Origin of the sequence: Flavobacterium calami (assembly GCF_038290035.1) — a bacterium.
Lineage (GTDB): Bacteria > Bacteroidota > Bacteroidia > Flavobacteriales > Flavobacteriaceae > Flavobacterium > Flavobacterium calami.
Genome location: NZ_JBBYHS010000005.1, coordinates 113,429 through 124,930, shown reverse-complemented (window position 1 = coordinate 124,930; position 11,502 = coordinate 113,429). Strand labels below are relative to the sequence as shown.

General features: G+C 33.5%; 10 protein-coding genes. 2 read left to right on the top strand and 8 right to left on the bottom strand.

The genetic code is table 11. The features are described from left to right. Nucleotides 1–7: 7 nt before the first annotated feature. A complete protein-coding gene (locus tag AAEO57_RS05910; protein ID WP_341690499.1) occupies nt 8–850 on the bottom strand; it encodes a DUF6268 family outer membrane beta-barrel protein in 843 nt (280 codons plus the stop codon). A 232-nt stretch (nt 851–1,082) separates the two neighbouring features. On the opposite strand from AAEO57_RS05910, the gene AAEO57_RS05905 reads away from it, so the two are divergent. After that, nucleotides 1,083–2,402: a DUF4270 family protein gene (locus AAEO57_RS05905; RefSeq protein ID WP_341690497.1), complete on the top strand. Its 1,320-nt coding sequence runs from the start codon at nt 1,083–1,085 to the stop codon at nt 2,400–2,402. Then, nucleotides 2,403–3,638, top strand: a complete 1,236-nt coding sequence (gene bamG / locus AAEO57_RS05900) for a BamG family beta-barrel-assembly machinery protein (protein ID WP_341690495.1) — start codon at nt 2,403–2,405, stop codon at nt 3,636–3,638. Here the strand turns inward: bamG and murI are convergent. From murI to AAEO57_RS05865, 7 genes are all read right to left on the bottom strand, one after another. After that, nucleotides 3,635–4,408 carry a glutamate racemase gene (murI, locus tag AAEO57_RS05895; protein ID WP_341690493.1) on the bottom strand — a complete coding sequence of 258 codons (774 nt, stop codon included), beginning with the start codon at nt 4,406–4,408 and terminating at the stop codon, nt 3,635–3,637. The two genes, bamG and murI, sit on opposite strands and share 4 nt — an antisense overlap. 236 nt (nt 4,409–4,644) lie before the next feature. Beyond that, complete coding sequence (locus AAEO57_RS05890; protein WP_341690490.1) at nt 4,645–5,148, bottom strand: OmpH/Skp family outer membrane protein; 504 nt, start codon at nt 5,146–5,148, stop codon at nt 4,645–4,647. A gap of 14 nt (nt 5,149–5,162) precedes the next feature. Continuing rightward, nucleotides 5,163–6,236 (bottom strand): OmpH/Skp family outer membrane protein, encoded by a 1,074-nt coding sequence (locus AAEO57_RS05885; RefSeq protein ID WP_341690488.1) that lies wholly within the window; start codon nt 6,234–6,236, stop codon nt 5,163–5,165. A 43-nt stretch (nt 6,237–6,279) separates the two neighbouring features. After that, on the bottom strand, nt 6,280–9,039 hold the full coding sequence (locus tag AAEO57_RS05880) for a BamA/OMP85 family outer membrane protein (RefSeq protein ID WP_341690486.1): 2,760 nt from the start codon (nt 9,037–9,039) through the stop codon (nt 6,280–6,282). Then, nucleotides 8,972–9,712, bottom strand: coding sequence for an isoprenyl transferase (locus AAEO57_RS05875; protein WP_341690725.1), 741 nt, complete (start codon nt 9,710–9,712; stop codon nt 8,972–8,974). The genes AAEO57_RS05880 and AAEO57_RS05875 overlap by 68 nt, the downstream gene beginning before the upstream one ends. A gap of 1 nt (nt 9,713) precedes the next feature. After that, nucleotides 9,714–10,397, bottom strand: a complete 684-nt coding sequence (porG, locus tag AAEO57_RS05870) for a type IX secretion system protein PorG (protein ID WP_341690484.1) — start codon at nt 10,395–10,397, stop codon at nt 9,714–9,716. 174 nt (nt 10,398–10,571) lie between these two features. Further along, on the bottom strand, nt 10,572–11,459 hold the full coding sequence (locus AAEO57_RS05865) for an NAD kinase (RefSeq protein ID WP_341690482.1): 888 nt from the start codon (nt 11,457–11,459) through the stop codon (nt 10,572–10,574). Between the last annotated feature and the right edge of the window lie 43 nt (nt 11,460–11,502).

Below are 11,502 nucleotides of genomic sequence, written 5' to 3'. Positions count from 1 at the left end.
AATTTATTTATTGTTTGTATTTGATCCCAATGCTAAAAATGTATCCGTTACCGGTATTAAAATCATATAGTTTATGATTATTGTCGTCCAAAAGATGGTATTTTTTATCAAAATCATAACCTCCCTTAAAATTGATAAACCAGTTTTTATCCATGTTTCTTTCATATTCAAGAGCAGTGGTCATTTGAGATGTACTAATTTTGGCTGCTGTATTGTACATTTCAACAGGGTTGTCCAAATTGTAAAAACTACCGTTAAAACTATTGTTTAGACTAAATTTGTTTCGGGCGTTATTGGAATATGATATCTTGGAATCTGGAAAACCAATTAAAATACTGCTTTGCTCACTTAATTTACTGGTAAACGATAATGTTGGAATGAATTTAGGAGAACCAAAAACAGTTGATCTTTCAATACCAATATTTAGTTCTGTTTTTGAATTTAACTGCTGGCTGAACTGAAATCTTCCTAAAATATTTATATCCGAAATGCCTAAATTTTGTTGAAAACTAACTGTTGGCGTAAGAGCTAAACTGAATTTGGCTGCATCAGAAACCTTATTCGAAAATTCAAATTTGTTTTGAATACGGTTAAATTGATTTAGATTTTCAAAATTTTCATAAGCTCCTGTCTCATATCTGATTTTAAGAGACGTATATTCTGTTTTATTTGTAAATTCATTTCGGTCATTGATTTTTTTTAAAATAAAAATGCCTGTGCTTGTTTCATTAAAATCTATTTCTTCTGTAGGTTCTGTTTTTATATTAAAATCGACAGCAAATTTTTCTTGTGCTTTCATACCACACATCCCCGTCCAAAACACCAACCAGATTAAAACCTTTATTTTCATTATTTGTTTAATTGGCTCAAAAGTAGGAGTAGGCCTGTTTTAAAAAAAAGAAGATATATGTATGACTGTATTTGGTAGACAGAATGGCAATATTTCGGGTTCAATGGAGTATTGTCTCATAAAAGTATGTAGTAGATAATTTTTTACTTTCTATAGGTGAAAAATGAGGGGTCGTATATGTTATAGTGTGTTGCAGAAATCCGCCTTTTATATTTGTCCAAAAATTAGGATTATGTATAAATTTATATTGATGGTTTGTTTTGTTTTCGCAATGGTTTCCTGCGGCACAGATACAGATGCAGGAGAATTTGTTGTGGGGTCTGATTACTTGGCGGTAAACAACAAAGTAATTTTAATCGATACCGTTACTGTCGAAATGTCTACTATAAATTTCGATTCTTTAATTACATCTAATCAGAGCCGTATTTTGGTAGGAAATTATGATGATCCGGTTTTTGGGAAAGTGAAATCAAACAGTTATTTTCAGCTCGCTGCAGACTCCTATTCTTTGATTAGTACCACTGATACAGAATCAGCAAACTATGTTTTTGATTCTATTTCGATGATTTTAAAATATGATAATTATTACTACGGTGATACAACCAAAGTGCAGACATTCAGTATTCACAGGCTGCTTCAGAAGGTAAAACCGAATACTGATGATGATTCGTTTTATAATAATTCGGCCTTAAACTATAGTTCAGAAAGTTTAGGAACTATTTCGTATAAACCAAGACCTTTAGAGAAAGATTCAATTAATGTTAAAATGGATGCGGCATTTGGTGAAGCGCTTTTTTTGAAATTTAAAAGGAGAGAGGTTACTGATTTTGATAGTTTTGCAGAATATCTAAAAGGATTAGTACTGGTTCCGGAAACGACGAATTCTTCAAGTGTGATCGGATTTGATTTGACTAGTAAAGTGCGGCTGTATTATTCAAAATACCTTGGGGATGACATAGATTCTTATACAAAAGATTTTACTATTGTAGATGCAACTAAACAGTTTAATGCTATTTCTTTGGATAAATCGGGAACTTTGATTCAAAACTTACCGGCTTCAAACAGTAAATTATCAAGTTTGGAAACCAATCATCAGGGATTTATTCAGTCTGGAACTGGTGTGGCATGCCGAATTGATTTTCCCAATATAAAGCAACTCAGATACATATCAGATAAAGGTGCTATTGTAGACGCTGAACTGGTTTTAAAACCTGTAAATAATACATATTCTGAAAAATTTCCTTTGTCTGATTCCCTGCAGGTATACGTAGCAGATAAATTAAACAGAATCAGCAGTACCCTGAACAATTCGTCCGGAACAGCATTGTACGCAAAACTCAACAAACAAAGCGACGAATTCAACGAAAATGTGGTTTATTCGCTATCGGTTGGTGGTTTTTTGCAAAAAGAAATGCTAAAACAATCCGATTCCAAATCTTCACTGATCTTTGTTTTGCCTACCATAAGTAAGACGGTTAACAGGCTTGTTCTGGGGGACCAAAAACATCTGAACAATAAAATTCAACTGAAAATTTACTACCTCTCTTATTAAATGAAAAATAAAATCATCTTTTTGAGTTGCTTCATTTTAATGTATGTGACTTCATTTTCGCAAAGTATTTCCAGTTCTCCTTATTCTCTTTATGGTTTAGGGAGTGTCTATGATGCGGATTATGGCTCCATTCCTTCAATTGGATCTTCAGGAATAGCGCTGCCATCAGATACTTTTATCAATAACCTGAATCCGGCTTCATTAGGATATCTGCCACAAAACCATTTTCTGTTTGAAGTAGGAGGTAAAGCTATTGCTACAACTTTTCAGGGCAGTTCCAGAACTGAAAAACGTAATAACTTTCAGTTTTCGCATATTGCTTTTGCATTTGCTGTAAGTAAAAAATCTGCTTTCGGAATCGGTCTGCGACCTTATTCAAGTGCTACTTTTAAAATCTCAGGACTCAAACTACCAGTTGCCAACAGTTCAGAATATTATACTTTAGATGCAGAAGGTTCTGGAGGATTAAATAATTTTGATGTTTCATACGGGTATCGCATCAATAAAAAATTATCTGTTGGTATTATGGGAACTGTACTATTTGGAAATATTACTGACCAAAGAAGTTATACGATTTCAAATTCAATATCTACTATTGATAAAAAAACAAATTATAGCGGTGTACGTGCAGATTTGGGAGTCCAGTATAAAATAGATTCGACCTTTACCATTGCTTCTACTTTTAAAATGCCTTCGCAGGTTAAGGCTACCAAAGTTCAGTCAGTAGCAACGGTAAGCAGCTCAAATGAAAGTACAATAGAGTCGGATGCAGCTTCAGATACAGATGATTATTACCTGCCTTTAGAAATCGGTTTTGGTATCAGTAAGAGATTCAGGAACAATCTGACAATGACTCTTGATTATGAAAAGAGTTTGTGGAGTGATACCAACCAGTCAGAATTGTACGGTAATTTTGTTAATCAGGACCGTCTGGCTTTAGGATTTACTTTTAAAAGAAATAAAAACTTAAGAAGCTATTGGGATGGTGTTCAGTACGGAGCAGGAGTAAATTATAATACAGGTTATCTAGAAGTCGATGGAAAAAAGGTCAACAATGCAGCTATTTCCTTCGGAATCAGCCTGCCAATCGATAATACTTATTCGGCTCTTAATATTTCATATTCTTATGGACAAAAAGGAAAAATTGGAGATGGACTGATAAAAGAGAATTACCATAAATTATCACTTAATTTGTCATTAGATGGAATTTGGTTTGTTAAGCGAAAAATAGATTAAAAATCTTTTTGAATCACGGTGTATTTATTATTCAAAATTGATTTTAAAACAGCAGGGTTTGAATTGACATAAAATAGAGGTTCGCTTTTTTCAGCATCAGAAAAACCTACTTCACGCAAAATGTTTTTGGTTTGTCTTGCCACTGCTTCTCCTGAATCAATTATCTGAATGTGTTCAGGAATGATTCTTTTAATCTGTGGAATCAAATAAGGATAATGGCTGCATCCCAGTACAAGATAATCAATGTTGGCTTCGATCATTGGCTGAAGATAAGATTCTAATAGCCTGGTCATTTCCGGCGAATTGAGATTGCCGTTTTCAATAAGCTGAACCAGTCCGTAACCAACCTGCTCCACTATTTTTGTGTCCTGAAACATTTCGGCAGTTTTGTTAAATAACTCGCTGTTTAATGTTCCTTTTGTAGCCAGAATACCTATAACTTGTGTTTTAGAATTATGGGCAGCCGGTTTTATGGCTGGTTCAATACCAATAAACGGAATATCATAATCAGCGCGAAGTTCCCTAATGGCATTTGTAGTAGCAGTATTACAAGCGACAACAATTAATTTACAGTTATTTTCAATTAAAAAATCGACGTTTTTTTTGCTTAAGGCAACAATTTCATCTTTAGATTTTTGACCATAAGGAGCATTTTTACTGTCAGCTAAATAAATGGTTTTTTCGTTAGGGAGTAAGTCGTGAATGGCGCTCCATATTGAAGTTCCTCCAATTCCGGAATCAAAAACGCCTATAGGATTATTGTTGGTCATAAAACAAAATTACATTTTTTCAGAATCTAAATTCGTGTTTTTTATTGTATTTTAAGGTTAAATAAATTAGAAATTTAGTGAAATATACAATAAAGATATGGCTTATGTATTTCTTTAATTTAATTGATATAGACAAAATTTTTCTTGTTGTTTTTTCTCTTTTTCAAAAAAAAATTAATGTAAACAAAAATGGCTCAACTCAAGTTGAACCATTTTTGTAATAAGGAAATCGGTTTTTAGAATCCTAAATCTTTTTTAACATCAGCAGTAATGTTTGGACCATCTGCTAATAAAAGAGTTGAACCGTCTAATACGTATTGGTAACCTTTTGCTTTACCAATTTTTTGGATAGAAGCTTTTACTTTTTCCATTAAAGGTTTTACGATATCAGTTTCTTTTTGCTGAAGCTCTTTTTGAGCATTGTCTCTGTAATCGCCAATTCTTTTTTGCATGTCCTGAACTTCTTTAGAACGCTCCGCATTTACTGCTTCAGTTGCTGTTGCAGCTTCTGCCTCATACTTTTTGATTTTTGTTTGATATTCGTCAATCATTTTTTTGTATTCAGCATCGTATGTTCCGCTTAATTTTTGTAATTGAGTTTGAGCATCAAGCATAGCTGGCATCTTCGACATAATCTCGCTAACATCCACATGAGCTGTTTTAGCCTGCGCATTCATTGAATTGTTTGCAGCCAAAATAAGCACTGCAGCAATTAGTAAAGTTTTGATTTGTTTCATCATTTTAAAAAAATTAATTAATTATTGGTCGTATTTGTTTTCTGTGTTTCGGCTTCTTTAGCTTTTTTAGCCGCCTCTCTTTCTTCTAAAATTCTCTTCTTTTTCTCTTCTAATTCTTTTTTACGTTGTTCGTAAAGTTTTTGTCTTTCTTCAGCCTTATTAACTACAGGCTCTGTAGTTGTATTCTGCTGAGTTGCTGGTTTTGCCGTTTCAGTAGCAGTTCCTGTTGTGGCTGGTTTTGATGTTGCATCTGTCTTTACGGTTTCTGTAGTTGTTGTTCCTGTAGCTGCCTGTTTGGCTGTTGTGTCTGTTTTGGCAGTTTCAGAAACCGTGCCATTTTTTTTGGCTGCTTTTTCAGCAGCTATAGCATTTCTTCTGTCTTCATATTCTTTTCTCTTGGCTTCCTGTTCCAATTTTCTGTCAGCAACAAGTTTTTCTCTTGCTGCTTTTCTTGCGTCCAGAGCTTTTTGTCTTTCTGCCATAGAGGGATTCTCATCAATTTCATTTTCAAGTTTCTCTTTGGCTTCCTGTTCTTTTAATTGCTTTTTAGATAGTTGTTCCCTTTTTTCAGTTCTGTTTAAAATACGGATAACCTGATCGCTTATATCAAATCTTTTGGCAGAAAAGAGCATTGTCAGATCTGAAGATTTATCAAAAATAAAATCATAATTTTTAGCTTCAGCAATATCCTGAACCGCAGTAAAAACCTGATCTTGTATAGGTTTTGCTAAAGCTGCTTTCTGATGCATTAAATTTCCGTCGGCTCCGAATTGTTTTTGCTGGTATTCGAGCATTTCATTTTCCTGAAATTTAATTTCGGCTTCACGTTCTTCAATAAGTTCTTTCGTTAATAAGGCTTTTTCAGCTTTAAGACTTTCTTTGAGTTTATTGATTTCTATTTTTTTGGTTTCAATTTCCTGCTTCCATTTGGTGGCTTTTAAATCTAATTGTGATTTGGCTTCTTTGTAATCAGAAACATTTTCTAAAATATATTCCATGTCGATGTAGCCAATTCTAGTAGATCTTGTTTGTGCCTGACTTGTATTTGCTACAATCAAGGCTAAAAATATAAATAAAAATTGTTTTCTCATAACATTCCTTTTATTTCAAAATTTTTAACCAAAATACTATTTTTTAAAATTGTTGTCCAATAATAAAATGAATTTCCTGTCCATGGGCCTTAGATTTATTTGGTTCATTTGGTTGAGCATCAAATCCATAACCGTAATCAATACCTAATAATCCAAATGCTGGCATAAATACACGTAAACCAAAACCGGCAGAACGATATAAGTTAAAAGGGTTATAGTCTTTAAAGCCGTTATAAGCAGAACCTGCTTCTAAAAATGTCAATGCATAGATAGATGCTGATGGTTTAAGCGTAATAGGATAACGTAACTCCATTGAGAATTTGTTATAAATTGTTGCGCCAACTTGTTGACCTAGACTATTTACCGGTGTCAATGAGTTGTTTTCATATCCTCTAAGACCAATTGTTTCTCTACCATCCATAGAATAATTGGCCATACCGTCTCCACCTAAATAAAAACGTTCGAAAGGCACAATACCTCTGTCAGCGTTATAGGCCCCCATGAAACCAAATTCAGTTAATGTTCTTAAAACTAATTTACCGTATACTTTATTGTACCAGTCTGCTCTGAATTTAATTTTATAATATTCAAGCCAGTTGTATTTTTGTTGGTCTACTTTTGCCTGATCAGTATCGGCACTTGCGAAATCAGATCCAACGCTATTATAAAGTACTTGGCCTGCTGAGGTTGTGCCAAGTATATTTACATAATCACCCTTCGTTAATGGTTTTCCATTTGCATCACTTCCATTTTCACCTGTATATTGGGTTTTGTATTCTTTCTGATTTCCTAAGTCAGAATAATCAATTCCATTAAACAATGAATAAGGAGGTGTTATTTTGGCAGAAACACTAAATTCTGAACCGTATGTCGGGAATATTGGGTTAACTCCTTTATTACTTCTTGTTAGCCCAACTGTATACGCAAGGTTCCTGGAAGCTCCGTTACCAAAGGTGAATAGTCCTGTAAAATAATTATTCAAATCATAATGCTGGTAACTCACAGATTGAGATAATACGAAATAATCATCAGGAACTGTTAGCCTTTTGGCAAGTCCAACCTGTACGGTAAAAATGTTAAAACTCTGACTTTTATTTACATTTCGACCGTAGCTATAATTAAATTGTTTACTGTATGAAATAGAGGAATTAAATTGTACAGGTCTTTTACCTCCAAACCATGGTTCAGAGAATGATAAACTATACGTCTGAAAATAAGTACTTGCCTGAAGACGAAGAGCAACTTTTTGACCATCTCCCATAGGTAGTGGTTTGTAAGCTTCTTTCTTGAACATGTTTCTTGCCGAGAAGTTATTAAAAGACAATCCTAAGGTTCCAATGAAACCTCCACCGCCGTAACCTCCCTGAAGTTCAACCTGGCTGGAACCTTTTTCAACTAAGTTATATTCAATATCAACTGTTCCCGCACCTGCATCGACATTTTTGAATTTAGGATCAATTGCTTCAGGATCGAAAAATCCTAATTGTCCGATTTCACGAATGGTTCGTACTAATAATTCTTTATTGTATTTTTCACCCGGTTTGGTTCTAAGTTCACGATAAATAACGTGGTCATTTGTTTTGTCATTTCCAACTACAGTGATCTTATTGAAATAAGCAATTGGTCCTTCCGTAATTCGAATTTCAAAATCAATAGTATCGTTTGCAGTTCTTGTTTCTACTGCGTTTATATTCGAAAATAAGTAACCATTATTCTGGTAAAGGTTTGTAATGTCTTCACCGTCAGGTTTTGTTTTATCTGCGATTCTTTTTTCGAGTAAAACTCCATTATAAGTTTCCCCTTTTTTTATTCCCAAATAACTGTTAAGCTGTTGATCAGAATAAACCGTATTTCCTAAGAATTTAATATTTCCAAAATAATATTTGTTTCCTTCTTCAAGATTAATCTTGATCGCAAGCATGTTTTTATCTTTGTTATATTTGACAGAGTCATATATAATACGAGCATCACGATATCCTTTTTCTTTATAGGCAGCAACCACTTTTTCTAAGTCGGTTTTGTATTTTTCCGGAATAAATTTAGAAGCTTTAAAGACTCTTAGGAAATTTTTTTCCTTGGTGTCTTTCATGGCACTTTTTAGCTGGCTTTCAGTAAGTTGTTTGTTGCCTGTGAAATCGATACTGCTGATTTTTACTTTGTCGCCTTTGTCAACACGTACAAGCATATTTACATTTTTTCCTGCGGTAGTGTCAGGAGTCGTTGTGATGGTTACTTTTGTGTTATAAAAGCCTTCTTTTTTGTATTTGTTTTCGATGTAATTTTTCGTCGTAGTGATTAAATTCTCATTTACGATTTTACTTTTTGTAAGGTTGTTGTCTTTTATCAAGCCTTCAACCTTGCTTTTTTTGATTCCGACAAATTTTACTTCGTTTAATTTAGGAAGTTCTACGATGTTTAAATCCAGATAAATACTGTCGTTTTCAACCTTATTTACATAAAAAGCGATTTCGTCAAAAAGACCAAGTTTCCCTAATTTTTTAATTGCACCACTAATTTCTTCTCCGGGAACAGTAATTTCCTGTCCTTTTTGTAAACCGGAAAACGTTACAACAGTTTGTTCATTGAAGCTTATTTTACCAACTACAGAGACTTTGGCTAGGATGTATTTTTTTCCCTGGTCGAAAGGGATTCTTTCCTGAGCTTTTATTTGAGAAAAACTACCCAAAATAAACAGGGTAAGTATTATTTGTATTTTTTTTTGCAACACTAAGATATTATTTAATTTGTTCACTGGTTTTTCCAAATCTGCGTTCTCTTTTTTGATAACTAATGATAGCCTCATATAAATGTTGTGCTTTAAAGTCTGGCCAGAGTACATCAGTAAAATACAATTCTGCATAGGCGATTTGCCATAACAGAAAATTACTTATTCTATGTTCTCCACTTGTTCGTATTACTAAATCTACGTCAGGTAAATTTTGCGTGTAAAGATGCTCATTTATAATTGAATCGTCAATAGTGTCTACTGAAATTATATTATTTTTAACTTTATTACTGATGACTTTGACAGCATTAGTTAATTCTTCTCTGGATCCGTAACTTAATGCTAATGTTAGGGTTAATCCTGTATTGTTTTTGGTTTGTTCAATTGTTTCTCTTACTTGTTTTTGAGCTGACTCAGGCAACTTATCAAGATTGCCAATAGCAGTAAGTTTGATATTGTTTTCCTGCATAGTAATTATTTCCTTTTTTAAGGAACTAATCAATATTTTCATTAATGCTTTTACTTCTAATTTTGGGCGATTCCAGTTCTCAGAAGAGAAAGTATATAAGGTAAGGAACTCAATTTTAAGTTTAGTGCATGTTTTGATAATCTCTCTTACAGAATTAGTGCCGTTTTCATGTCCAAAAACACGAAGATATCCCTGTTGTTTTGCCCAACGTCCATTTCCATCCATAATTATGGCGATATGGCGTGGCAAATTTGTCTTATCTATAGATTCTAATAAACTCATTTTATTCTGCGCAATAGCAAGGTTTTTGTCCAAAAGTATATGTTAAGGTGACTCCGGTAAAAACATACCAGTCATTATTATTTAAGTTTCCGAAACGATTCGCTTCATAAAAATCATTTTCAGGATTACTTCCGTCTATGTTGTCTGTAAAAGTATATCGGGCACCCGCTTCAGCCGCTAAAACAAAGTGCCGGCTAATGTTTGATTTTATTCCTAATATAATAGGTATGGCGAACGAACCAGACGATTTGTCTTTTTTTGTTACTCCGTTTTCTACATATAGTTCGTCGTATTTAAAATAATTTAAACCTGAAAATATATATGGAGTGACTTTTAAGTCGGATTCATGTAAATTAAAGTCAAAAAAATTAAATTCTAAACCGGCAGAAAGCTCTTTAATGTTGTTTTTAAAGATATAGCCTCTTTGATTTCGGCTTGATTCTTCAGATTGAGAATCGTTTCCTGAAACTGAAGACTGGGTGTACGAAAAACGGTATGAATGCCGGGGGCTTTTGTTCCATTTGTACAGGATACCAAAAGCAAGTTTTTCAGGAGCAATATAAGTAGTGCTTCCGACATCCCCAATAAAGTTGCTTCCGCCAAGAAAAACACCAATCTCATTTATCTGAGCGTTAAGTGTAATAAAGGGGAAAAAACATAATAATAAATTAAAAATTTTCTTCATCTAATTCAAGAATTGCGTGCAAATATAATAATTATCAATACGAATCAAAGTTCCTTTAGTTAAATGTGTCTTTTTTTAAATTTACCTTATGATTTTGAGACATTTAATAAAGATTTGATACAGGCAGAACGAAAAAAGGTACCAATATCGTATGACTGGAATTGGTAAAAAAGTTTAATTTCTTTTATCCTCTCCCCAGAGTAATTTTTTTCTCAGGGTTTTTAAGAAAGTTTCGCCTGGAATTTCAACCATTTTTATTTTAAAACCGGTTTTTTTAATGGTTAAAACCGATTCGTTTTTAATAGAGGCAATTCTGGAATCCAAAGAAACAAGATATTGATCTTCTCTTCCTGAAACCCGAAGTTTGATTTCGGTGTCGTCAGGTATAACCAGTGGTCTTGCGTTTAGATTATGCGGAGCTATCGGGGTAATTACAAGACTTTTTACATCAGGTGTTAGTATTGGTCCGCCACAGCTTAGTGAGTAACCTGTTGAACCTGTTGGTGTAGAAAGAATTAGTCCGTCTGCCCAATAGGAGTTCAGGTATTCGTTGTTTAGATAGGTTTCGACAGTAATCATCGAAGTTGTATCTTTTCGGCTTACCGTAACTTCGTTCATTGCAAAATTCAAATCATCTTCTATGGCATCATTTTTTGGATCGCAGGTCAGGCTTAGTAAAGTTCTTTCAGAAATAGTATAGTTTTTATCAATTACAAATTGTAAAAAACCATCAATACTTTCTTTTGGTACTGTTGCCAGAAATCCTAATCTTCCGGCATTAATTCCCAAAATCGGTACTCCGGAATTACGGGCTAACGTGGCTGCTCTTAATATCGTTCCGTCTCCACCTATACTGATCAGCATCTCAAAACTGTCATCAAGTTGTGTTTTTGCAGAAAATGTTTTGTATTCTTTTTTGATTAATTGTTTCTCATAAAGCATTTTCAGAAAGTTTTCCTCAATGACCATTTCGATATTGTTGGTGTTAAAAAACACAAAAATATCTTTGATAATGGGTTCGGTACTGTTTTGGTAATACTGTCCGTAAATGGCTATTTTCATTTTTTTGAATTAGAGAATGAGTCAATATATATAATGAGTTAAT

Bases quoted from the DNA above. Each gene is read 5' to 3' on its own strand.
- AAEO57_RS05910 (WP_341690499.1), bottom strand. From the start codon at position 850: ATGAAAATAAAGGTTTTAATCTGGTTGGTGTTTTGGACGGGGATGTGT.
- AAEO57_RS05890 (WP_341690490.1), bottom strand. From the start codon at position 5,148: ATGATGAAACAAATCAAAACTTTACTAATTGCTGCAGTGCTTATTTTG.
- AAEO57_RS05880 (WP_341690486.1), bottom strand. From the start codon at position 9,039: ATGAGGCTATCATTAGTTATCAAAAAAGAGAACGCAGATTTGGAAAAA.
- bamG (WP_341690495.1), top strand. From the start codon at position 2,403: ATGAAAAATAAAATCATCTTTTTGAGTTGCTTCATTTTAATGTATGTG.
- AAEO57_RS05865 (WP_341690482.1), bottom strand. From the start codon at position 11,459: ATGAAAATAGCCATTTACGGACAGTATTACCAAAACAGTACCGAACCC.
- porG (WP_341690484.1), bottom strand. From the start codon at position 10,397: ATGAAGAAAATTTTTAATTTATTATTATGTTTTTTCCCCTTTATTACA.
- AAEO57_RS05875 (WP_341690725.1), bottom strand. From the start codon at position 9,712: ATGAGTTTATTAGAATCTATAGATAAGACAAATTTGCCACGCCATATC.
- murI (WP_341690493.1), bottom strand. From the start codon at position 4,408: ATGACCAACAATAATCCTATAGGCGTTTTTGATTCCGGAATTGGAGGA.
- AAEO57_RS05885 (WP_341690488.1), bottom strand. From the start codon at position 6,236: ATGAGAAAACAATTTTTATTTATATTTTTAGCCTTGATTGTAGCAAAT.
- AAEO57_RS05905 (WP_341690497.1), top strand. From the start codon at position 1,083: ATGTATAAATTTATATTGATGGTTTGTTTTGTTTTCGCAATGGTTTCC.